The sequence below is a fragment of the Christiangramia oceanisediminis genome (assembly GCF_022570735.2).
Lineage (GTDB): Bacteria > Bacteroidota > Bacteroidia > Flavobacteriales > Flavobacteriaceae > Christiangramia > Christiangramia oceanisediminis.
In genome coordinates this window covers 485,057-508,668 of record NZ_JANCNS010000002.1, presented here as the reverse complement: position 1 = coordinate 508,668, position 23,612 = coordinate 485,057, and the positions used below count along the sequence as shown (strand labels likewise).

General features: G+C 40.6%; 25 protein-coding genes. 4 read left to right on the top strand and 21 right to left on the bottom strand.

Going from position 1 to position 23,612, the window contains the following annotated elements:
* Positions 1–12: 12 nt before the first annotated feature.
* A complete protein-coding gene (locus MKO06_RS09630; protein WP_241551970.1) occupies positions 13–2,652 on the bottom strand; it encodes a cation-translocating P-type ATPase in 2,640 nt (879 codons plus the stop codon).
* Between the two features lie 161 nt (positions 2,653–2,813).
* Between MKO06_RS09630 and MKO06_RS09625 the strand changes: the two genes are divergently transcribed.
* Positions 2,814–3,218 carry a hypothetical protein gene (locus MKO06_RS09625; RefSeq protein ID WP_241551969.1) on the top strand — a complete coding sequence of 135 codons (405 nt, stop codon included), beginning with the start codon at positions 2,814–2,816 and terminating at the stop codon, positions 3,216–3,218.
* A gap of 21 nt (positions 3,219–3,239) precedes the next feature.
* Here the strand turns inward: MKO06_RS09625 and MKO06_RS09620 are convergent, their stop codons facing one another.
* The 8 genes from MKO06_RS09620 to MKO06_RS09585 all read right to left on the bottom strand — a co-directional run bounded on the left by MKO06_RS09620 (position 3,240) and on the right by MKO06_RS09585 (position 9,572).
* Positions 3,240–4,073, bottom strand: a complete 834-nt coding sequence (locus tag MKO06_RS09620) for a universal stress protein (RefSeq protein ID WP_241551968.1) — start codon at positions 4,071–4,073, stop codon at positions 3,240–3,242.
* A gap of 137 nt (positions 4,074–4,210) precedes the next feature.
* Positions 4,211–4,762: a hypothetical protein gene (locus MKO06_RS09615; protein WP_241551967.1), complete on the bottom strand. Its 552-nt coding sequence runs from the start codon at positions 4,760–4,762 to the stop codon at positions 4,211–4,213.
* An 82-nt stretch (positions 4,763–4,844) separates the two neighbouring features.
* Positions 4,845–5,825 (bottom strand): MlaD family protein, encoded by a 981-nt coding sequence (locus MKO06_RS09610; RefSeq protein ID WP_241551966.1) that lies wholly within the window; start codon positions 5,823–5,825, stop codon positions 4,845–4,847.
* A gap of 4 nt (positions 5,826–5,829) precedes the next feature.
* On the bottom strand, positions 5,830–6,582 hold the full coding sequence (locus MKO06_RS09605; protein ID WP_241551965.1) for an ABC transporter ATP-binding protein: 753 nt from the start codon (positions 6,580–6,582) through the stop codon (positions 5,830–5,832).
* Positions 6,582–7,352, bottom strand: coding sequence for an MlaE family ABC transporter permease (locus MKO06_RS09600; RefSeq protein ID WP_241551964.1), 771 nt, complete (start codon positions 7,350–7,352; stop codon positions 6,582–6,584). The genes MKO06_RS09605 and MKO06_RS09600 overlap by 1 nt, the downstream gene beginning before the upstream one ends.
* Before the next feature lie 241 nt (positions 7,353–7,593).
* Entirely contained in the window at positions 7,594–7,935 is a 342-nt protein-coding gene (locus MKO06_RS09595) for an SPW repeat domain-containing protein (protein ID WP_241551963.1), read from the bottom strand.
* A 1-nt stretch (position 7,936) separates the two neighbouring features.
* A complete protein-coding gene (locus MKO06_RS09590) occupies positions 7,937–8,500 on the bottom strand; it encodes a vitamin K epoxide reductase family protein (RefSeq protein WP_241551962.1) in 564 nt (187 codons plus the stop codon).
* On the bottom strand, positions 8,490–9,572 hold the full coding sequence (locus MKO06_RS09585) for an NAD-dependent epimerase/dehydratase family protein (RefSeq protein ID WP_241551961.1): 1,083 nt from the start codon (positions 9,570–9,572) through the stop codon (positions 8,490–8,492). The genes MKO06_RS09590 and MKO06_RS09585 overlap by 11 nt, the downstream gene beginning before the upstream one ends.
* A gap of 208 nt (positions 9,573–9,780) precedes the next feature.
* Here MKO06_RS09585 and MKO06_RS09580 point away from each other — a divergent pair, with 208 nt between their 5' ends.
* Positions 9,781–10,725: an aldo/keto reductase gene (locus MKO06_RS09580; RefSeq protein WP_241551960.1), complete on the top strand. Its 945-nt coding sequence runs from the start codon at positions 9,781–9,783 to the stop codon at positions 10,723–10,725.
* A gap of 29 nt (positions 10,726–10,754) precedes the next feature.
* Here MKO06_RS09580 and MKO06_RS09575 read toward each other — a convergent pair whose 3' ends face one another.
* From MKO06_RS09575 to hisS, 4 genes are all read right to left on the bottom strand, one after another.
* Positions 10,755–11,813: a DUF6515 family protein gene (locus MKO06_RS09575; RefSeq protein WP_241551959.1), complete on the bottom strand. Its 1,059-nt coding sequence runs from the start codon at positions 11,811–11,813 to the stop codon at positions 10,755–10,757.
* A 25-nt stretch (positions 11,814–11,838) separates the two neighbouring features.
* Complete coding sequence (locus tag MKO06_RS09570) at positions 11,839–12,570, bottom strand: DUF2092 domain-containing protein (RefSeq protein ID WP_241551958.1); 732 nt, start codon at positions 12,568–12,570, stop codon at positions 11,839–11,841.
* Between the two features lie 138 nt (positions 12,571–12,708).
* On the bottom strand, positions 12,709–13,305 hold the full coding sequence (locus MKO06_RS09565) for a DUF502 domain-containing protein (protein ID WP_241551957.1): 597 nt from the start codon (positions 13,303–13,305) through the stop codon (positions 12,709–12,711).
* Positions 13,306–13,438: 133 nt separating this feature from the next.
* Positions 13,439–14,812 (bottom strand): histidine--tRNA ligase, encoded by a 1,374-nt coding sequence (gene hisS / locus MKO06_RS09560; RefSeq protein WP_241551956.1) that lies wholly within the window; start codon positions 14,810–14,812, stop codon positions 13,439–13,441.
* A gap of 135 nt (positions 14,813–14,947) precedes the next feature.
* On the opposite strand from hisS, the gene MKO06_RS09555 reads away from it, so the two are divergent.
* Complete coding sequence (locus MKO06_RS09555) at positions 14,948–16,186, top strand: ABC transporter permease (protein WP_241551955.1); 1,239 nt, start codon at positions 14,948–14,950, stop codon at positions 16,184–16,186.
* A gap of 260 nt (positions 16,187–16,446) precedes the next feature.
* Here MKO06_RS09555 and MKO06_RS09550 read toward each other — a convergent pair whose 3' ends face one another.
* The 4 genes from MKO06_RS09550 to rpsF all read right to left on the bottom strand — a co-directional run bounded on the left by MKO06_RS09550 (position 16,447) and on the right by rpsF (position 18,170).
* Positions 16,447–16,920, bottom strand: a complete 474-nt coding sequence (locus MKO06_RS09550) for a DUF6495 family protein (protein ID WP_241551954.1) — start codon at positions 16,918–16,920, stop codon at positions 16,447–16,449.
* Positions 16,921–17,067: 147 nt separating this feature from the next.
* Entirely contained in the window at positions 17,068–17,517 is a 450-nt protein-coding gene (gene rplI, locus MKO06_RS09545) for a 50S ribosomal protein L9 (RefSeq protein ID WP_241551953.1), read from the bottom strand.
* Between the two features lie 12 nt (positions 17,518–17,529).
* A complete protein-coding gene (gene rpsR / locus MKO06_RS09540) occupies positions 17,530–17,829 on the bottom strand; it encodes a 30S ribosomal protein S18 (RefSeq protein WP_241551952.1) in 300 nt (99 codons plus the stop codon).
* A gap of 2 nt (positions 17,830–17,831) precedes the next feature.
* Complete coding sequence (gene rpsF / locus MKO06_RS09535) at positions 17,832–18,170, bottom strand: 30S ribosomal protein S6 (RefSeq protein ID WP_241551951.1); 339 nt, start codon at positions 18,168–18,170, stop codon at positions 17,832–17,834.
* A gap of 163 nt (positions 18,171–18,333) precedes the next feature.
* On the opposite strand from rpsF, the gene MKO06_RS09530 reads away from it, so the two are divergent.
* A complete protein-coding gene (locus tag MKO06_RS09530; RefSeq protein ID WP_241551950.1) occupies positions 18,334–19,047 on the top strand; it encodes a LytR/AlgR family response regulator transcription factor in 714 nt (237 codons plus the stop codon).
* Positions 19,048–19,094: 47 nt separating this feature from the next.
* Here MKO06_RS09530 and priA read toward each other — a convergent pair whose 3' ends face one another.
* The 4 genes from priA to MKO06_RS09510 all read right to left on the bottom strand — a co-directional run bounded on the left by priA (position 19,095) and on the right by MKO06_RS09510 (position 23,611).
* Complete coding sequence (gene priA / locus MKO06_RS09525; protein WP_241551949.1) at positions 19,095–21,548, bottom strand: replication restart helicase PriA; 2,454 nt, start codon at positions 21,546–21,548, stop codon at positions 19,095–19,097.
* A gap of 121 nt (positions 21,549–21,669) precedes the next feature.
* Positions 21,670–22,095: a DUF2147 domain-containing protein gene (locus tag MKO06_RS09520; protein WP_241551948.1), complete on the bottom strand. Its 426-nt coding sequence runs from the start codon at positions 22,093–22,095 to the stop codon at positions 21,670–21,672.
* A gap of 1 nt (position 22,096) precedes the next feature.
* Entirely contained in the window at positions 22,097–22,657 is a 561-nt protein-coding gene (locus MKO06_RS09515; protein WP_241551947.1) for a chalcone isomerase family protein, read from the bottom strand.
* 30 nt (positions 22,658–22,687) lie between these two features.
* Positions 22,688–23,611, bottom strand: a complete 924-nt coding sequence (locus MKO06_RS09510) for a YihY/virulence factor BrkB family protein (RefSeq protein ID WP_241551946.1) — start codon at positions 23,609–23,611, stop codon at positions 22,688–22,690.
* Position 23,612 lies beyond the last annotated feature (1 nt).

Here is a 23,612-nt window from a genome sequence, read left to right as displayed (position 1 = left end):
TTATTTTATTAGCTATATTTTGATCAAACCTATTCGCTTGAGGATTTGAGATAATACTAGTGAAAATGTTGAGAATAGAAGAGCAATAACTAAATGTTCTGATTTTAAAACCTTCAATGAGAGCGCTTCGCTGAGGAAAGGAATGGCATACCCCAAATAAGTTATAAATAAAGAGACTGCAATGGAAATCCATACCCACTTATTTTTGGTAACCTCATTTTTTAAAAATGAGACTTTCCTGGAAGGCAAATTAAAAATGTTTAATAACTGGGCCAGAACAAGCGTATTGAAAGCGATATTATTAACCGCTGTGTACTCTAGTTTTAAATAAAAATGGGAATAGATCACAGCTCCAATTACTGCGATAGTGACCGAAGTACCATATATGATAGTAGCAATCCAGTGTTTTTGGGTGATGATCTGTTCATCCGGTGGCCTTGGAGGCATTTTCATGATCCCACTACTCCCCTTCCCCAAGCCCAGGGCAAGCGCAGGAAATATATCGGTAATCAAATTGAGATATAAAATTTGCAATGGCAGTAATGGTAATGGTAGTTTGGTAAAACTAGCCGCCGCAACCGAAATCACCTCGGCCAGGTTACAGGAGATTAAAAATATCACGAAATACCTGATATTTTCAAAAATAGCCCTCCCCTGTTGAATGGCTAGTTTAATCGCTACAAATTTATCATCAAGCAGGATTACATCTGCCACTTCCCTGGCTGCTTCGGTTCCTCTAATTCCCATGGCGATCCCGATATCTGCTTCGCTGAGTGCAGGAGCATCGTTAACCCCATCCCCCAGCATGCCAACCACACCTTCATTTTCCTGCAGAAATTTTACCAGTTCCAGTTTCTGGGCTGGCAGCATTCTCGCAAATACCCGGGCCTCCAATACACGCTTTTTCTTTTCCTCATCAAGGTTTTTGAAGTCTTTTAAGTCGGTCCCCAGAAAGCTTAAATTTTCAATCTGGTCTGCAGCAACAATTCCAGTGGCTTTTGCAATATTAATAGCAGTTCCACGGTGGTCGCCGGTTATCATCTTTACCGAAATACCAGCCTTATTATAGACCTGAATAGCCTCAGCCACATCCTCCCTGGGTGGATCCAGGAATCCGGCAATAGCGATTAATACCAGATCCTGACTAAATTCAGTTTCTCCTGGCAGAGTATCCATATGTTTACTGGCAAAAGCCAGAACCTTTAACCCATCGGAAGCCAGGTCTTCAACCTTTTCAAGCCATTTCGCAGAATCCTGAAATTCCTGGATCTGTCCGTTTACGAGAACATACCGGCATCTTTCGAATATACTTTCGGGTGCGCCTTTAAGGTTAATACTAAACCGGTCTCCCTCCTTATTGACGGTCGCCATAAGTTTGGTTGAAACATCGAAGGGAAATTCCTTAACCTCGGGATGTTCATTGATGATTTTGATTAAATCTATATTGGTTTCATGTGCGAATCCCATCAATGCGTTTTCCAGTGCATCCCCGTTCTGGTTAGATCCAGATGGATTCGAATTATTACAAAGGACCGCAATCTTTAGAAATTCAGCCATCGAATCGTGGGATCTTGCCAAACCTGGGATATCCTGGTTTGTAAGCTCCAATTTTTCATCATGGAACTGAATAACTTTGAGCTGCATATCATTTTCGGTAAGCGTTCCGGTCTTATCGGTACAAATGGTATTGGTTTCTCCAAGAGTTTGAACAGACTCCAGCTTTTTGATCACAATATTTCTTTTGGAAAGTTTTACCATTCCCCTAGCCAGGGTAAGAGTGGCCACTACTGGCAATCCTTCTGGAATCGCGGCAACTGCCAGTGCAATACCGGTTTTGAACATAAGTTCAAGATCATTTTCTGAAAAAAGACCGGTAAGCACTATTATGGCCGAAAGTGACAGGGTAAGTATAATGAGCCAGTTAGTGAGTCTGATGAGCTTTTTTTGAAGCGGCGCTCTTTTTTTGCGGGCACTACGGCTTATTTCGCTAATCTCTCCAATCGCGGTCTTATCTCCCGTAAGGCAAACGATTACCTTTGCATTACCGCGGGATACCATCGTGCCATTAAAAACCATATTACTTTGATCGGTTATTCTAACTTCTCCTGATAAAATTCCACCATTTTTAACGACCTCATCACTTTCTCCGGTTAACATTGATTCTTTTACAAGCAAACTTTGTTGATCAATTATCCTTGCATCGGCCGGAATTACCTCACCTTCCTTGATCAAAAGAATATCCCCGGGAACCACCTGACTGGATGGAAGACTAATTTCTTGCCCATTCCTGATTATTCTTGAGTTAGTTTGAACCATCTTATTAAGGGCATCGAACGATTTCACCGCCTGGTATTCCATTGCGAAACCTATAATCGAATTGATTATGACAACCAGCAATATTGCGATGCCTTCAATCGTCTCGCTAAAAAGAAAGGCAAGTATCATTGCTCCCAGTAAAATGTACACAATGGGGTTCAAAAACTGCTCGAAAAAAATTTTCCAGGCACTCCTCGGTCTTTTCTGACTCAGGAGATTGGCGCCATATTTTTTTAGGCGCGAAGCAGCTTCTTCAGAACTTAAACCGGAATCAGCCCGGGTTCCAAGGCGGTTTAATAATTCATCAATTTTTACCGAATACGCATTTTGAATCATTTTTCTAATGATTTTTATACGGAAGGATTTATCACTCTTTAAATAATGAAACTAGACAATAAAATTATAACATTCTAAGAAACAGCAACTTACTATTATTTTTCGATTCCATTTGAGTAAGTTTTCAAAACTCTTGACTATCTTTATGAAAATGATATGTTTTGAAGTTAGAAGACGATTTAAAAGACCGATTTTATCAAAAGCTTGGAGCACTTTTTTATTCGGTGGCGGCTGCCGATAAAGTTGTGCACCCAAAAGAAATAAAGACCCTTAAGGAACTTATCCTCAAAAAATGGAAGGCAACCGAAGCCTATAAAGATCATTTTGGGTCTGATGTTATCCATCAAATGGAAGTGGTATTCGACTGGCTGGAGTATAAGAACACTGCTGCCGAAGAAAGTTTTAACACATTCAAGGATTACTATTTAGATAACAGGTCCCTGTTCACCCCCGAACGTAAAGACCTTATTATGAAAACCGCTTCCAAAATAGCTCACTCTTATGCAGATGTGAATAAATCTGAACTGATCATCCTTTCAAAACTGGACCAGCTTTTCAAAGATTGAGAATATATTTAGGTTGATCTATCATGCTTTGACGGTAAGAACCGGAATGTCTGAATGATTTGCCATTTTTTCCCCGAGACTATTGAAAATGATCCTGGACAGTCCCTTTCTACCATGGGTTGGCATCACGATTAGATCGGCCTTAACCTTTTCGGCATAATTGTAAATCCCAGCCTCTATATTAAAATCATTATAAAAGACTATCTTATTCTTGAACTCATCCCTTTTCATTCCCTGCTCCTCAAAGAATTTATCAACATCATTTTCCATTAAACCGGTACTCATAAAATCTTCAGGTGTGTTCACATAAATAAGGTCATAATGCAAAGAGTGATCTTTGAGGAATTCATCGGCTTTCTTAAAGGCCGGGATCATATCGGTATTCAGGTCGCAGGCCATGATCACTTTTTTCAGGTTAAAATATGGCTGCGTTTTTTTCACTACAAAAACAGGAACCCCGGCAGATCTCACCACCTTTTCTGCATTTGAACCAATAAACATTCCCTCAAGGCCGTGAGCACCGTGAGTACCCATAACGATCGCATCAAAATCAAGTATATCAGAAAGAGCTCCAATTTTATCAAATTCAACCTGTCTCCTGATCTCGGTTTTAACCTTTATCCCGGAAAGGAAATCTTTATCCAGGAATTTGTCGAAAGACTCATTTATGCGTTTATGATAATCGATATTTTCATATAATTCCATGGCTTCCTTACGGCTAAGGAATGCATCCTCTCTTTTTATCATGTATAGTGCGATGATCTCGGCATCGAACATACTGGCCAGGTTCGCAGCATATTTCAGTGCATAATCGGCAACTGGTGTGAAATCGGTAGGTAACAGAATTTTTTTCATGATCTTAGAATTTCAAAACTAATTTAATTCATGGTATGCGATTAAAATATGATGAAACTCAGTTTTCAGGCAATTCGGAAACAGACAAAAAAAATCCCGGTACAGGTCCGGGATATCCATTTTTATGATATTTAATCTTAGTCCTTTTCGGGAACTTCAGCATCTCTGTTCACATAGGCTGAAACGCCACGTATAAAATCATTTACGATATCTTCCATCACTTTTCTCGCATTTGAGGTCAGCGGGTAGGGTTCTGAATTAACATCGGAATAAAATGCCCAGTCATCGGTTCCACCAACAATCTGGAATGCTGGTGCATCTGGGCTGGAAAGCTCTACGATCTCTACGTCGTATCTAATTTTTTCATTTTCGAACCTAAAAGCCACATCAAACATGGCATCCCAGGTGAACGAACTACCATTATCTTCGATCGTGAATGCCTGGGGCACGAAAACCTGGTATTCCAAATACTGATCTTTAATCTCTCTTGTTCTCGCTTCCTGGGTGTTGGAAATGGTGAATTCAGCCCACATCTTAGCCGCCAGGAATAGCTGTGAATCGGTTTTACCTGGATATTCCCTCACTACAGAATCTTCAAATCCGGCGGGTGATAAAGTGAATTTTTCGGCAAGCTTTTGTGAATTCACTATAAATGGAAATAATAGGCAAATAAGTGCAATTCTCATCATCTGTATTTTATGGTTAATCCCAAGTTAAGGAATTAAGCTTCCGCAGAAAGTTAAGAATAAGGCAATAGCTGTTAAACTATCTTTAATTACCGGCATTTTTTCGTTGCTGTCTCTCCAGTTTTCTGAAATAACCGCGGAAAAGCCAGTTATGCCTGAGGGCTTCCATGTTTTCGTTCAGTTTTACTGAAGATTGCTTAATATTTAGCATCGTGGTATCAATATTCTCAACCAGTTCCCTATTCTGGCTAAGATAATTAAGCGCGCCTTCACCTTCTTTGATTTCGGTGATCATTGAATTCACCCGGGCTGTGATATCTATGATCTGTGAACTGGCAGAATCCAGGTTCCTGATCACATTTTCGATACGATCTCCTGAAAGGGTATCACTTAATAAAGTTCCAGCCACACTCTCCTGAATATTGATCCTGGCAAGCTCGGTATTGATTTTTCTCATCGCCCTGCTCGTTTGTGCGCTGGTTTCCTTTAGATTCGCAAGGGTTACCTGGATATCCCTGGCCAGCGTGGTATCGCTTACCAGCACACCAAGGGTTCCCCTGGCTTCCAGTATCTTTTCTGTGATCTTCAGTAGGTCTGAAGTGAGCAAAGCGGCATTCTCATTGGTAACGTTTAGTGTGGAAAGCATATCATCGGCTCCTATTCTACTATAAGTTTTAATGGTGTCGCCTGCGCTAATGGCCTTAAGATCTTCCTGGCCGGGTAAAATATTTACTACCATACTTCCAACGAGCCCATCTGAACCAATCGATGCGATAGCATCTCTTTTAATGAAACGAGCCGTGTTTTCTTCCACCATCATTTGAACAATGATCCTTGAGTCTCCTATCATCTCTATTTTACTCACTGTACCCACGTTAATTCCCGAGTAACGCACATTGTTACCAATTTGAAGGCCGTTTACGTTCTCAAATTCTGCAAAAACAGCCATGTTTCTGGTGAATAGATGTTGCCTGTTCCCAATAAAATACAGTGCCGCGATGAGTAATATTGATCCCAGGCTTACAAAAACTCCTAATTTTATTTTTTGTGAAGTCGATTTTTCCATGTCTTTAGGTTTTAAAAAAGGCCTGAACCTTCGGGTCCTGGGATTTAGCCAATTCCTCGAAGCTGCCTTCGGCATAATTGATCCCATCTACCAGGAGGATCATCCTGTTCGAGATCACCCTCGCACAATCAACATCATGGGTGATTATAAGAGAGGACGTATTGTAGGTCTCCTGTATGTTTCTCATTAGCTGAATGATTTCCTTAGAGGTAATAGGGTCTAACCCCGTGGTAGGTTCATCATAAAGAATGATCTCAGGCTTCAGGATCAAGGCGCGGGCCAGGGCCACTCGTCGCTGCATACCGCCGGAGAGCTCAGAGGGCATTGAATCGAGAGTATGTTCAAGGCCTACATTTTTAAGTGCCTCCAGAACAAGGCTTTCGGTATCTTCTTCCATTTTCAGCTGCTTTTTATGTCTTCTTAATGGAAATTCAAGATTCTCCCGCACTGTCATCGAATCATAGAGAGCACTGCCCTGGAACAAAAAGCCTATATGGGTTCGAAGCAGATCCAGTTCTGCCCTTCCTAATACTTCGATATCCTGTTCCTTGATCCTGATGATCCCACTATCGGCCTGTATCAGGCCAACCAGGCATTTAACCATGACCGACTTCCCGGAACCCGATTTTCCCATCACCACCAGGTTCTCTCCTTCGAATAATTTCAAATTAAAACCATTAAGAACATCCTTATCCCCGAAAGATTTTTTTAGGTCCCTTATTTCCAGGATGGGCGATATATTTTTCGAAGTTCTCATCAGCCATAATAAATATCGGCCACGAAGACCGCTATAAAGTCAATCACAAATAATAGCATAGAAGTGTATACAACCGCTTCATTCGAGGCTTCCCCAACTCCTACGGTTCCTTTTGAACAGTTATAGCCTTTATAACAGCCCACAAGTCCAATGGCAAAACCAAAAAAGAAGGTTTTGATAGTAGCTGGTATCAGATCTGAAAATTTGAGGGCGTCAAATACCTGGTTGAAATAAAGAAGAAATGAGACTTCACCTTTAAGGTTTTCTATAATCGCCGATCCCAGTAAGGCGATGGAATCTCCTAAAATGACGAGTAAAGGTATCATAAGCGTAGTAGCAACAATGCGCGTTACAACAAGGTATTTAAAGGGATTTGTTCCAGAAACCTCCATGGCATCGATCTGTTCGGTTACCCGCATCGAACCAAGCTCGGCTCCAATCCCTGATCCTATTTTCCCGGCACATATGAGGGCGATTATCACCGGGCCAATTTCCCGTACAATGGAAATACTCACCATAGAAGGCATCCACGATTCAGCTCCAAATTGCATTAAGGTAGGCCTGGACTGAAGGGTGAATACCAATCCGAGAATAAAACCGGTAACCCCAACAAGTAAAAAAGACCTGTTTCCCATTTGGTAACATTGCCTGAGCAATTCTTTAAATTCAAAAGGAGGTTTAAATACTTCCGCAAAGAATCGGCCGGTAAATAATACCAGCTCCCCGGCTTCCTCGAAAAACGCCCCTATCCTGTTGGAACTTCCAGTCACATCCTGACCAATTAAAGTATTAAAGATAAACAGAAAGACAGACTACTCAAAAAGCTGTAAAACAAGTTATTACAAATAAGATATAATCTTAAAAACACTTACCAGGTCTCCTTTCTGTTTATCTGAAATAAAGTAAGTTCAAATAGCTTAATCAGGCCATGATAAATATCAGGTTCTCAGCTTATTTCCAGGTGATATTCATTTATCAGAAAATTTGGGCATAGATAATAGAAGTAAAGCTTTAATCTTTCCATAATGCTGACCAGCCTCCGCCGTAGCCCTTTTTCACTTCACCTTTTATAGAAGACAAAATAAGAACTAGAACCCCAACGCTCATATCGCTAATGATCGCAACGGTAGTTTCATATCCAAGAATCCAGGGCGCTACCAGAAGCCAGATACCAACTGGAATATTCCATTTTCGAACTCCCCTGGTCGCTTCCCAAATGGCCACTACAGAGAATGTAATGATAATTGGCCCGGCAATATGACCACTGTCTGCGGCACTTTTAGGATAATTTAAAATGCCTGGAGCAATCATTAACCACAATCCTAATAATGTATTGATTATTCTTGCCCACATTTTATTCTACTTTTTGGATTTCAGAAGATGAACCCCAGAAAACTTTCCAGGTTGAAGCTCCGGCTTTACGGGCTCTTTTCATGAATTGAAGACTGGCCAGCATCTCGTCCATGGCCGGTCCTATCATCGCGATAGAGATAACCGCAGATGCCAGGCATAAAGTACACCAGGCCGAAAATAAAACCGGCTGGAAGACTACCAGCATAACACTCACAAAACCAAGTGGTCCAACTGCCAGGCCGAATACGATTACTATCCACGGCATTTTTTTCCATCGACCGGTACCACCTATTACCCCGGTTACAGCATCAAGTAAATAGCCAAAGGCTCCCAGTGCTGCATCAGGAATTGGTAGCACATGAGAAACTTTGGAATTAAGGATGGTGATACTACCATCTCCAAAAAAGGGTTCCCATACACTGTCTATTAACTCGAACTGATACAGTGATAGATAACCGGCAATAAAAAAACCGATCATTGCCAGGATCACAATAGGAATCCTTTCAGACCACGCTGCCGGATTATAATCCCAGCCTGGAGGAATCAGATTTTTTTTATCCGCCATAATCGAGATCATTTTCTTTGTACCATTTTTTGGGATCTCTCTTCAAATTCTGGATCATTTCAGGTATGGTATCCAACACCCTATGAGAAGGTTCCCAATCTAAAACTTTTTTAGCCCTACTAATGTCAAGTTCATAATGATCATCTGCCCGGTCTATCATCCATGGTTTTATAAAAGGATCGCCCATAAGATTTTGTGTCCAGGCTCCAGCTTTAGCAATGGATTTTGGCATTTCGTAAGTTTCCCATTCCTCTCCATGGATATGCTTTCCAATCACATCCTGTAGATCCTGATAAGTAGGTGAACTGGGTTCGCCAATATTGATAGGAATCTCACCCGGAAGATCTTTTCTCCGGTCTACCGTTTTGAGGATGGCATTTAATACATCATCCAGATGTACAAAAACATTTCCATGATCAAGTTCACCTGAATAAAAATGGCTTACCAGCTCTTTTTCGTAAATACGTTTAATTTGCTGACTTATAGGAATGGAGTGACAATGTTCATCATAGATACCGGCAATCCTTAAAAAAACCGTATCGATATCTTTATTGTTCTCCCTGATGAGATCTTCGGTCTGAATTTTTGATTCGGGATAACCCCAATTAGCTTCGACTGGACAGTCCTCATGGATCTTCTTTCCGGGTTCCGTAGGTTTATAGATCAAATTGGAACTGGCGTAAATGAACTGGTCTACTTCAAAGTCCTGTAATTGACTAAGAAACTTCCTGGTACCCTTAATATTGATCTCTTCGTAACCAGGACTTTCTTTGGTATTGAAGCTATAGAAGGCTGCAAGGTGAATTACCGATGCGATCTTACTTCCATAGCCATAACGGATTCTTTCCATAGCAGCATCGATAGCCTTTTCATCGGTAATATCAAAATTAACGCACTCGGCTTGCAGAGGTGGATACGGTGGACCTAACCTATCAAGGCCAACCACCCTGTAGTTTTTTGCCAGTTTCTCAATTAATGGAAATCCAACAAGACCACTACTTCCGCTGATGATAACGATCTCCTTTTCTTCATTTCTAGCACCCTGGTCTGGGTGTTCAATAATCTCGTCCATATTCAAATTGATTGGTTTTCCATTAATTTAAAAATTTACCCATGCAGCAGCAAGTTATTGGGAATCAACATTGGCTGTATTAACCTAACTTTATAAAACAGATCTGGGTTTACTGGTTTAGATAATGAAAAGCCTTTAAATAAAGTTAAAATTTAGCTAATCAATTTAGAGCTTTTCAGGTTTTAGTATTTTAATGAAAAATGTAACTATGAAAAAGCTAGGAAATACCAGCCTTAAAACTTCTCCTATAATCTTCGGCGGAAATGTGTTTGGTTGGACAGTGAACGAAAAGGACTCTTTTGACCTGCTGGATAGGATACTCGACATGGGCATTAACCATATCGATTCAGCCGATGTTTACTCTCGATGGGCAGATGGAAATTCGGGTGGAGAATCAGAACGAATCCTTGGAAACTATTTTCAGAAGCGCGGTAAACCAGACAACCTGATCATTGCAACCAAGGTAGGTTCCAGTATGCAGCAGGGAGGCGATAAGAACATTTCCAGGCAACATATCCTAAAAGCGGTAGAAGACTCCTTACAAAGGCTTAAAACCGATCATATAGATCTTTACTATACGCATTGGGACGATAATAAAACCCCTGTTGAAGAAACCCTGGGTGCTTATGAACAATTGATAAAGGAAGGAAAAGTTCGTTATATTGGTGCTTCTAATCTTTCAGCAGACCGACTTAAGGAGTCTATCGATGCTGCTCAGAATAATAATCTCCCTAAGTATGAAGTTTTTCAGCCAGAGTATAGTCTCGCACAAAGGGAGAAGTTCGAAAATGGTATTAGAGAGATCTGTATGGAAAACAACCTGGGAGTGGCAAGTTATTTTTCACTGGCCAGCGGGTTTCTAACAGGAAAATATGAATCGATAGATGATGTAAAAGGAACCGACAGGGAGATGTTTTTAAAGGATTATTTTGACGATAGAGGTAAAAAAATCTTAACTGCCCTGAAGGATATTTCAGAACAACGCAATCTGCCGCAGGCAGCAATAGCATTGCGTTGGATCATGCAAAGGCCGGGGATAACAGCGCCTATTGCCAGCGTTTCTAAAAAGGAACATTTAAAGTCTTTCGAACATGCGATGAAACTGGAACTAAGCGATGAAGAAATGAGTATTTTGAACATGGCAAGCGAATAGATAAGTAAGCCTCCTGCCGGGAGGCTTTTTTATTCTTCTTCCCTTACATCTACAACTTCATACATATTCTTGCTATCTACCTGTACTGGCTGATAATAGGTTTCCCCATACTTAACAAATGTCTGGTCCCCTATCCTAACTTCTTCGCCGCCTTCAGGCAAATTGGGTACAATGGTGCCAGCAGTTGGAGGAACCACCTTATAGACTTCCCCATCCTTTTCGTAATAGGCACCACCGTAATAATAGTTATTGGTGGTTTCATTAACCTGTACTGTCTGTGCTTCAGCAGGTAACTCCTTAACTTCGGCCCCAACAGGTGCCTGCACCACTCTGTAGCCATTATCTTCTTCAACATAATAGGTTCCACGGTCATAATGGTAACGCTGATTTTCAATACTAACGATAATTGCCGTGGTTGCTAAACTGGTAACGAAATAACCCCATGGATGCCAGTAAGGCCCCCAGTAGAATGGTCTGAATGGATGATAATAATAAGGCCAGTAAGTATAAAACCGAAATCCGCCAAAGATATATGGAGGCCTGATATAAACCCTCGAACTACGTCTTACCTGGGTATTCCTTATATTGATATCCCGGCTGTTGTCTATATTAATATTTATATTATCCCGGCTATTATCGATATCGATCTTGTCCCGACCTCCGGGATTCCTGTCTCCCGGATTCCTGTCTCCCGGATTCCGATCACCTGGGTTACGATCTCCAGGTCTCTCTTTGCTTATGTTTTCCCTGCCAGTGCTGGGCCTGGTGTTTGGTGGACGTTTCACTTCAGACCTATCCAGTTTTTTATCCCGGCTGATATCCCTGGAAGGCATTCGGTTATTACTGGCTTTAACATGGCCGCCATTGATAGACCTGTTTGTAGGCCTGGTCATATTTCGGGTATTTACATTTCTTGCAGGTCTGGAAGGCGCTGGTCTCGCTGCAGGTCTTGCGGCAGGCCTTGACATTTGAGGCCTTCCACCTCTGTTTATACGCTGGGCCTCCAGGTTTTCAACCGGAAAAATGAAAAATAATACGGAAATAATCAGGACCATATATGGAATTCGAAAAGAAAATAAAGTCTTCATCTGGATTTAGATTTAATTCTGTGGTCTAAAAGCTTTTTGTTGCCATAATAGCTATATTCTTCGCATTTGGCGGTGGCTCAAAGGAAAACATCTCGACTGGAAGTCCAGGATTGACCTCCCAGTTGGTGAAATTTACCAGGTATTGTTTGTAATCCTCATCTTTATGAACGATCAAAAATCGCTGCGGAAGAAAAAAGGCATCGTTAGATATCCATAATTGCACATTCGACGATTCATTTACCGCCATAATATGAAAGCACTTAAGACCGTCTACCTCCTTTTCACCCAGGTATTCAATATGATCGAAACTCTCTAGAAGAAGGTCCACGAAATCAGGAAAAAAAACATCGGCAGCGGGGAATTCTATTTCAAAATTTCTATGGATGCTGTCCATCATACTTACGATATCACCAGGAGCATCCACAACCGAGTAGTTATTTTCATCAAAGGAGTAATACACAAGGGATTCCCCATTATACCAATAGCCCTTATGCCCGTAGGTTCCATCTACCTGAACATGCATTTTGTCCGGCCCTACCATATAAACCTGGTTCTCCGAAAACTCCTTCACAAGACCATATTTGCTATCTTCGACATCCTGCGCTATAGTAGCGGTAAAACTAACCGCATTTAAACCGCCAATGAAATCGGCCATACGATCCAGAATCCTTACTGCCACCGTGTCCAGGGTTTTTTCGTTTTGAGAATGGACCGATAGATTACAGACCAGGAACAAAAAAATCATACTTTTTTTCATAGAAATCAACTTGATCTCTTTTCGCATTAAATCAGCAATTTTAAGGATTCAGGGGCGATATGTTTATTCTGAGATCTTCAGCGAAAAGAATTAGACAAAGATTGCTCTTGTAAATATAAACAACTAATTATTAAGTATTTACAAGTTTTCGATTTCCTGGTATTCTTTAACATCTAGACCCTTACCAAATTTCACCAGTAATTTCATTGACTGCTCACGTGGGATATGATGGTAAATACATTTGGATTCAGCAATAAGGATTATCTCCCCATTGTTGATTTCTGGAGCATCAGGAATAAATATGCTTAGGATTCCATTTTCACTTCTATGAGTGATGAAACCAATGTTGAATGAATCATCCCTTTTAAATAATATTGATTTCCAATCATCTTCATCACCAGAGTCTTCTTTAAACAACCTGAATTTCAGTCTTCTCAAAGCCGGAAAAAGAGTATAAATGGTTTCTTCAAAAGTAGAATTCCATTTATGCAGTAATCCCCGGTGGATCAATATTCCACTTACATAACACAGTAAAACAATAAAGAGTATTGCGAGCACGCCTATGGTCGCCCTTCCGAAGATGGTTTCGATCCCCATAAAATTTGCCAGTTTTTGCACAACAGGTCTAACCAGGTGGATAGCTTTGATAAGGATCGCTATAAAGATCACAATGGGACATAAAAAAAGCAGTCCCCCAACAAATAAAGAGCGGAAAGTAGTTTTGAAAGCAGACATGTTCTAAAATTGAAGTTTATTTTCTTAAGATAGTTCAAAAAGTTGATTTACAGAAAACTACAATTCTTAGAACTTCACAAAAAATCTCATCAAAATGAATTGAATGAGGGTTTTCAAATAAATTATTCAGTTATCAGGAGCTTAGTTTTTCCATTAATTCATCCAGGTTAATACTCACCTGTTCTCCAGATTTCATGTGCTTCAGGGTGAATTTTTGATTGTTCATCTCCTCTTCCCCGGCCAGGACGGTGTATGGAATATTCCTTTTATCGGCATATTTCATTTGTTTCCCCATTTTGGCTGAATCTGGGTACAGCTCGGCTGTGATATTGTTCGCTCTCAGGCTATTGATCGCCTTTAAGGCATATAAAGCTTCCTTTTCGCCGAAATTGATGAATAATACCTTCGTATTCTGTGAAACAGTTTCTGGAAAAAGACCCAATTCTTCGATCACGAGATAGATCCTGTCCAGGCCAAATGAGATCCCTATCCCGCTCATATCTTTTAACCCGAAAATGCCAGTTAGGTCATCATAACGGCCTCCACCTCCTATAGAACCCATTTTCACCTTTTCTGGAGCGGCCACTTCAAAAATGGCTCCGGTGTAATAATTGAGTCCACGGGCAAGGGTCACATCCAGGTCCAACCTTGCAGTTTTTAAAGGCATGGCTTCAATAGCGCCTTGAATAAACTGCAATTCTTCAATTCCTTTCTGCCCGCTTTCAGAACCTTCCAGAATACTTTTTAAGCCATCGATCTTTTCAGCAAAACTTCCTTTCAAATTAAAAATAGGCTGGATCTTGTTTATGGCTTCTTCAGAAATGCCTTTTTCACGCATTTCTTTTTTAACTCCTTCCTCTCCTATTTTATCTAGTTTATCCAGTGCCACGGTGAAATCGATGAGTTTATCCTGTTCACCTATCACTTCAGCAAAACCCGAAAGCACCTTACGGTTATTGATTTTGATCGTCACCCCTTCTAGGCCCAGTTTTGAAAACACAGCGTCGTAAAGCTGTACGAATTCAACTTCCTGCCAGAGACTTTTGCTTCCAACCACATCGGCATCACACTGATAAAATTCCCTGAACCTTCCTTTTTGTGGCCTGTCTGCCCTCCAAACCGGCTGGATCTGGTATCTCTTAAAAGGAAACTCGATCTCGTTCTGGTGTTGAACCACGTACCTTGCGAAAGGAACGGTTAAATCGTAACGCAAGGCCTTTTCGCTGATCGAAGAAGTTAACCTGGTGCTATCCATTTCAGAAATAGCCGACTTATCAGCCTTCTTTAGAAAATCTCCTGAATTCAGGATCTTAAAGATCAAACGGTCACCTTCATCCCCGTATTTTCCCATCAGGGTTGATGAATTCTCAAAACTGGGAGTTTCAATGGGTTGAAACCCGAATCGTTTAAATTCGGTTTGGATTGTTTCAAAAATATGATTTCGTTTCGCGACTTCTTCCGGTGAAAAATCCCTGGTACCTTTTGGTATTGACGGTTTTTGTGCCATGTTCTGTTTTAAGCTGAATTTGCTATTTAGGACTGCAAATATCTTAATTTTTGACCGAACCCAAACAAATTTGAAATTTTAAGTAACATTCCATTCACTTTATAGTCTAATCTTACAGGACCGAAAAAATCAAACATGTTTTCACTTTTCAGGGAAAATATCCGAATAGCCCTCGATTCAATAAGAAGTCAGTCACTTCGAACCATTCTAACGGTTCTGATCATCGCTATTGGTATCACCGCGCTCGTAGGAATTCTTAGTGCCGTAGCGGCTCTTGAAAACACCATCAGCAATGATTTTGCCTCGATGGGAGCGAACACCTTTAACCTGCAGCGCTACGAATTTCGAACTCAGAGCTTCGGAAATGAGGAAAGAAAGATAAATCCTATTATTAGCTATTCAGAAGTAACGGAATTCAAAGATAAATTCGAATACCCCTTTACCGAGACGGCCATCTCTTTTACCGGGACCAGTTCAGCCGAAATAAAATATGAAAATGAAAAAACCGATCCGGAAATTTCTGTTTTAGGTGTGAATGAATTTTACCTTCAGAATTCTGGGCTCGAAGTTGAAGAAGGACGGGAATTCAATGTTTTTGATATCGAGAACAATAACAACGTGGCTGTTATTGGTGCTGATTATAAAGATGGGATCTTTAATGGGATGGACCCTATCAATCGTACGATTAGTATTAGAGGTGCGAAATTCAAGGTAATTGGAGTGCTTGAATCCAAGGGAAGCACCTTCGGAAACAACCAGGACCTTCGGGTTTTCATCCCAATTCAGCACGCGCGATCCATCTTTTCCCAGCCAAACATCAACTATAACCTGAGCGTAAAGGTTGAAAACAAGGAGTTACTGGATGAAGCTATGGATGAGGCCATCATCACCTTTCGGAATATTCGGGGTTTAAAACCCATCGAAGAAAACAATTTTGGCCTGGAACGCAGCGATGATCTTATAAACCGGATCCTAAGCATTACCAGCGTTTTAAATATCGCCGCATGGATCATCTCTGCCATCACCATTTTTGGATCTTCGATCGCTTTGATGAACATCATGCTGGTATCGGTAACGGAGCGTACGAGAGAGATAGGAGTTCGTAAAGCTCTTGGAGCGAAGAAAAATACCATCGCTAATCAATTCTTCCTGGAAACCCTTGTTATTGGGCAAATTGGTGGCATTCTGGGAATAATGCTGGGAATACTTATTGGATACCTGGTCGCCAACTCTCTGGACTTCGATTTTACCACACCCTGGAAAGCCATGTTATGGGCCACAGGGATCACGATTCTAGTTGCTATACTAGCGGGAAGTTATCCAGCAGCAAAAGCAGCAAAACAGGATCCTATTGAGTCGCTTAGATACGAGTAAAATTAATTTGAAAATGTATTAATTTGAAAATGTATCAATGAATTTCGAAAATTGAACTTCTGAAGCATGGTTATCCACTAAATGCTATTCTAAAAATTGAAAATGTATCAATTGGAAAATTCACCAATGAATCGATCATTGAATTTCTCAACCATGGTTATTCACTAAATGCTACACTTAAATACTTCAAAATTCTTAAATTATCTCATTTTCAAATTTTCTCATTTTCAAATTATCTCATTCTCAAATTTTCAAATTGATCATTCCTGAACAATTTCCGCAAAATAGCGATACAGCTCTCCCTTTGTGATGTTCGCTCCCTGCTTGATAAGGGCAAAAATATCCTTATTTCGATCGTCGCCAATAGCTTTGGCAGATGTATACATATTTACAGAATCATCCATTAAATTATTCTGTAACCAGGAATAACCCTGGCGGGTAGTGATATCGATATTATCTGAATCGACTTTTATAGCGATCAGGTTAATGGTTACCTGGTCTATATGAAACAAGAACATTTGATTAGGTGAGAAATGCTCCAGGTATTCAACCTTATTAAGGACGCCTTCCCAGATAAGGTCGCTAAATACATCCATTTCCTGTTCGGCCACTTCAGGCTTTTCCTGTTTGATCTTTTGCCATTCATCTGCAGTGATAGACTGGGTCGCCAGGAAATTGATGAATTCCTGCTGCATCTCTTCAAACTGTTCTTTTGTTAGCCTTGCGTATTTCATAAATATTCCGATAATTATTAAAGGGATCCCGAAAAATCTTCAGGTTTAGTTCAACTAAGAGTTTGGTCTACAGTCAAAATTCAGTTTCACTAAAATAGAAAAGCCCACTCATGGAATGAGCAGGCTTTATGTTATGAGTAAAATAAATTAAGCTTCGCCTACAACGTCGAAGGTAAAGTTAGTCACTACTTCACGGTGAAAACGCAAAGTTGCTTCATACTGTCCCAGACGCTTGATGTTTCCACCAGCGATGCTAATATATTTTTTATCAATTTCAACACCTTCTTTAGAAAGTGCCTCGGCCAGATCTCCATTAGTGATAGAACCGAATAACTTGTCACCTGCTCCTGCCTTAGCAGTAAGTTTGATATCAAGACCGTTCAGTTTTTCAGCTTGTTTCTTAGCCTCGTCGATGTGTTTTTGCTCTTTATAGGCGCGCTGCTTCAAAGTTTCCTGAAGAACCTTTTTTGCAGAGGGAGTTGCCAGTTCAGCAAACCCTTGAGGAATAAGATAATTTCTTCCGTAACCGTTTTTTACAGTTACCACATCATCTGTAAATCCTAAATTATCTACGTCTTTTTTAAGTATCACTTCCATAACTGCCTCTTTTTATTTTAATAAATCACCTACGTAAGGCATTAATGCTAAGTGACGGGCGCGTTTAACGGCTGTAGCCACTTTTCTCTGGTACTTTAAAGAGGTACCTGTTAAACGACGAGGTAACAATTTACCCTGCTCGTTAACAAATCCCATCAAGAAATCTGGATCTTTGTAATCAACATACTTGATACCAGATCTTTTAAACCTACAGTACTTCTTTTTGGTTGTAGTCTCTATATTAAGCGGAGTTAGATACCTGATCTCTCCGTCTTTCTTTCCTTTTGCCTGTTGTTCAATAGATGTTGCCATACTTACGCTTTTTCCTTGTTACGTTTTCTTCTTTTTTCAGCCCAGGCGATCGCATGCTTATCTAACTTAACAGTTAGGTAACGCATCATGCGCTCGTCTCTTCTGAACTCAAGTTCCAAAGGCTCGATAGCTTCACCAGGAGCCTTAAATTCGAATAGGTGGTAAAAACCACTTTTTTTGTGCTGGATTGGGTAAGCAAGCTTTCTAAGCCCCCAATCTTCCTTAGCTACCATCTCGGCCCCTTTCGAAACAAGAAAATCTTCGTATTTCTTAACTGTCTCCTTTATCTGCTCTTCAGATAAAACGGGATTCAAGATGAAAACAGTTTCATAATTGTTCATAAAAATTTACTTTAAATTAAATCGGGTGCAAAAATAGAACTAATTATTGATTTATCAAAGCTTTAAATATTAGATAAAATACGAATTCTATCGTTGAAATTTTTTTTCACCTTGTATTTCTTATTTTTAATGAGTAATATTGTTAATGCCTAATTCTTAAACCGTGGAAGAAGTTTTACTCAAATGTGCTGTCGTAGATGATTCCAGCCTTCAAAGGCTATCAATTGTAAAATTGATCAAGGATCACCCCAACCTAAAACTGGTAGCCGAATATAACAATGCCATAGAAACTAAAAACGGCCTTCTTGATACGGAAACCGACCTGATCTTTCTGGATATTGAAATGCCAATTCTCTCTGGATTTGAACTGTTGGACAATCTTCCCAACAAACCGCAAATTATATTCGTAACCGGTAAGACTAAATATGCCTTTAAGGCATTTGATTACGACGCGGTAGATTATATCCACAAACCTGTGACCAAAGACCGGTTCAACAACGCGGTTAACAAGGCAGTAAACCTTTATAAATTAAAACATCAAACTGCGGCTCCTGAAGATGATGATTTCATTTTCGTGAAAAGCAATCTTAAGAACCGAAAGGTGTTCCTAAGCAAACTCAAATACATCCAGGCATTGGGTGATTATGTGAAATTTGTGACCGAAAAGGATAATTTCGTGGTACTCGCTACCATGAAGTCTTTTGAAAAGCAATTGCCCAGCGATCGTTTTCTTAGAACTCATAAATCGTATATCGTGAACCTGGACAAGATCGAACGCTATAATTCCAAGAATATAGAGATCGACAAGGAGAAACTTCCATTAAGCCGTCATAAGAAAAATGACCTGGTAGAAGCTTTAAGCGCTATACAGCAGTAAGAAATAAAATATTCAATTTAGAGCCGTTCCCTATGGAGCGGCTTTTTTTATTGAGGATCTACATTGGCCACTACCCTTACCGACCTATAGGCACCAATACTTTTAAAGCTATTCAGCACTTTTTGAATGATTCGCTTGGTTTTTCCCAGGGATTGCTTCTGCGGAATCTTTACCAGTATGTTCTTGTAATATTCATTCCTGATCCTGGCTACCGGCGGAAATTCAGGCCCCAGAACATACGGATCAAAAACGCTGTTCAGGGATCTTGAAAGCCATTCGGCAGCTTCATTGGTTTTTGAAAAGTCCCGGCAACGAACGGTAAGCCGCACCAGCCGGTAATAAGGCGGGTATTTGTACTGGTAACGGTCTTCCAGCTGCTCTTTATACATTTCCTTATAATCGGCCGTGGAAACCTGCTGGATGATCCTGTGATGCGGATTATAACTCTGAATAAGCACCTTTCCTCTTTTTTTCGTTCTACCCGAACGTCCAGCCACCTGGAGCATTAACTGAAAACTGCGTTCATGAGCCCTGAAATCAGGAAAATTAAGAAGATTATCGGCATTCATGATTCCTACCAGGCCTACTTTTCGAAAGTCAAGCCCTTTGGTAAGCATTTGTGTGCCGATTAGAATATCGGTTTCCTCGTTCTCAAAAGCGGCAATGATCTTTTCATAAGCGTATTTTCCTCGCGTGGTATCCTGGTCCATCCTTGCAATCCTGCTTTCAGGAAACAGGGCTTTCAATTCGGTTTCTACCTGCTCGGTTCCAAAGCCTTTAGTGCTGATCTCATTACTCCGGCAGGCCATACATTTATGCTGCATGGCGATATGATAACCGCAATAATGACAACGAAGCTGATTGTTATGACTATGATAGGTCAAACTTACATCACAATTAGGACATTGCGGCGAATGGCCACAGGTGTTACACTCCAGGATTGGCGAAAACCCCCTTCTATTTTGAAAGAGGATGATCTGTTCCCCCTCTTTAAGACATTCCTTGATCTCATCGATCAGCCTTTCAGAAAAATGCCCGGTCATTTTTTTCTTTCGATGGGCAGTTTTGATGTCTACCACCTCTACTTCCGGCATCAGGACATTTCCATAGCGACGGGTGAGTTCAACCAAAGCATATTTATTGTGATCGGCATTAAAATAGGATTCCAGAGAAGGCGTGGCCGACCCCAGAATGATATTCGCCTTGAATTTAGCTGCTAAAACCACGGCCGCATCCCTGGCATGGTAACGAGGGGCAGGATCAAATTGTTTAAAAGTAGCTTCATGCTCCTCATCTACAACGATTAGTCCAAGGTCTTTAAATGGCAGAAATATACAGGATCTTGCCCCAATTACGATCCTTCCTTTTTCTGAATTATTCAAAACATGACGGTACACCTCTACCCGCTCATTCAAAGAATATTTGCTGTGATAGACCAGCACTTTATCACCAAAATAAGACTGAAGGCGTTTTATGAGTTGAGTGGTAAGGGCGATCTCCGGGAGCACGTATAAAGCCTGCTTTCCATTTTGGATAGCTTTTTCAATAAGTTTAATATATAATTCGGTCTTCCCAGACGAAGTGACCCCGTGAAGTAAACAAACCCTGTTTTCCCTGAAATTATCCTGGATGTGCTCAAAGGCGTGCCGCTGATCCTCATTAAGATGGATCTCCTTGTTCTGGCTTCCACCATCAAATCCAACCCGATCTGTATCCAGGAAAAACTCTTCGAAAATTCCTTTATCGATCAGGCTTTTTAAGACCGAAGCACTTGCATTAGATTCTTTAATGAGTTCTTTTGTCTTCAGCGATTTTTTAGATCTAGCCGTAAGCGCAAAATAAGATAACAGGATCTCACGCTGTTTTGGGGCCCTGGAGAGTTCATCCAAAAGCTGGTGCATTTCAGCTTCTGCCGAATAAGCCTGATTTAGTCTTACATACCTAACCTGCTTAGGTTTGTATTGCTCGTAGATCTCCTGGTTAAGATCAACCAGAGTTCTGCTTACGAGCTTGTTGATAACCGGAAGCACTTTTTTCTTATCCAGCAACTGCTCGATCTCCTGTATCTTCATAGAAGACTGTCGCTGTAGGGCTTCAATAACCAGGTATTCTTCATCATTGAGAGCATCCCAGTCAACCTCTGAAGACTTCTTAAGTTTCACGATGCTTTCACTTTCCAGCAGGAAAGCGCCTGGCAGGGCAGCTTTCATAACTTCCCCTTCCGTACACAGATAATAATCGGCTATCCAGTTCCAGAACTCCAATTGTTTTTCAGTAACAACCGGCGATTCGTCCAGTATCTGATGAATGGGTTTCGCTTCATAAACCTTTGGCGGATCCTGATGTATCGCAGCCACTATCCCTGTATAGATCCTGTTCTTACCAAAAGGAACAGCCAGCCGCATTCCAGGCTGGATGAATTGAAACTCCTCTTCAGAAATACTATAGGTAAAGCGATTATCCAGAGGCAGGGGTAAAATAAGATCTGCGAAATAGGCCATTCAGGTTTGGTTTGGTCAAAAAAAGAAAAGCTGTCTTAAAAAGATCACTTTCAATTTCTTCAAAATTATAAGAATCCTGAAAATCTGAAAGTAAAATTTAAAGACAGCTTTGCCTAATTATTTATTCGGCTCTTTCCCAGGTACGAGTTTTATAGAACAGGGAAACATATCCTCTAACATTTAGTACATCTGGATTTTCATCATCGATCCAGATCTTGCATCGGTATTCTTTCCCGGTCTTAGGGTCCACAACATTACCGTCTACATATTCATCACCGTTCTTCTCCAGGCCCCACATTACCGTCATACCTTCAATAGGTTTGTTCTTTAGGTCTCCTTCACATTTGGTACAAACACGGTTTCGATCTTCTTCCCGTAAAATGCGTTCTACCTCTCCATAGATCTCTCCATTTTTTTCATATATCCTGATTATGGAATTAGGCTCACCGTTTTCATTGAAATTGGTCCATTTCCCAGTTACCTCCTGGCAATTTGAAGTTAGACCGAAAAAACAAAAAATGATGATATTTAAAAGCCGAAGTTTCATCTTACTTTCCTAACATGGCTTCCTTAAGATCGTCATCGGCAGGGTTGTTAGAAAGCCAGATCCCGAAGAGAGCCTTTTTAAACTCCATCCCTTCAATGGTTCCCAATTCCTTGTCGTTCTTGTAGGCTACCACACCTTTTGTCGGAAGATACACGATATCAAAAACATCGTTCTTGGTGATCTCTTCCATAAAAAAGCTTTTGAATTTATCTATTTTCGATTTTAGGGGAGCCGTATTCCCATTTGTAGAACTCTCAAATCCGTCATTTACAGCCTCGATCATCTTATCGCTTGAAATTAATTTAGAAACGATATGTAATTTAATGGCCATAGGCTCATTAGCGGCCATGATGGTAGAAGCGTTAGAAGATTTATTGGCAAGGTAAAGCCCGCCGGCATATAGATCTATCCATAATTTTTCTCTTACTCCAGCCCCATTCAGTTTCAGGCTTTCACCCTGGAAGGTTTCATTATTTGGAAGGCTCACCCCTCCAACTTTTGTCTGAGCTGAAGAAAGGTTAATACTCATAACGGCAATCATTAAAAAAAGTACTTTTTTCATAGTTTATTTAAGTTAATTATTGATTTAAAGTTATCTAATTTTCCTTTGCAGCCTAAGAAGCGAGGCGTTTAATTCGAATCCCAGTAATAACATATTGGAATTCAGCCATATATAAAACATCAAAATCAGCAAAGCTCCAATAGAACCGTATAATTCGTTATATCTGGAGAAGTTCGTGATATATAAACTGAACAAAAATGTAGTAAGCAGGATCAAAATGGTAGTAAATAATGCGCCTACCGAAAAGAACCTTGCCTTTCTACCTTCCCTTGTTCCGAAATAATAAAGTATAGCCACCGCTGTATAAATTAATACCACAAAACCTGCATAACTAATTACCTGTGCTCCCGGGCCATTTGGATCTACAATCCCAAGATCACCCAGATCATCTAGCGCATAGGCCAAGTAAACAGCCCCTATAACCGAAAGGAGCAACAATAATGCCAATATAAAGGAAACTCCCACGGCAACAGCATATTGCCTGGGGATAGACCTGTTCGCCTTGGTGTGATAACTGAATTCAAAACCGGTGAAAATCGCATTTACTCCATTCGTCATTAAAAATATGGAAAGAATAAAGGAGAACGAAAGCAAACCTCCTCTTGGGTTTTCAGCGATATCCTGGAAGAACGGACCGAAAAAATCGGAAGTCTCCGGTGGTAACAGGTCGTTCATGAACACCAGGAACTTGATCTGGAAATCATCTATAAATGTGATATAAGGGATCAGGTTAAGTACAAAAAGCAGGAATGGAAATATCGCCATAAAGAAGCTAAATGCAATGGAACTTGCCCTGGTAGAAAAAGTTCCCTTTACGATCCCACCCCAGTATATGATCCACAGGTTATAAAGCGTAAGTCCATCCAGACCCGGTAATATGATCTTTTTGGCCCGTGCTTTCAGGCCATTGGAGATCTCTGTGAGTTTGGAGTTGATCGCTTTCCTGGGAGCCATG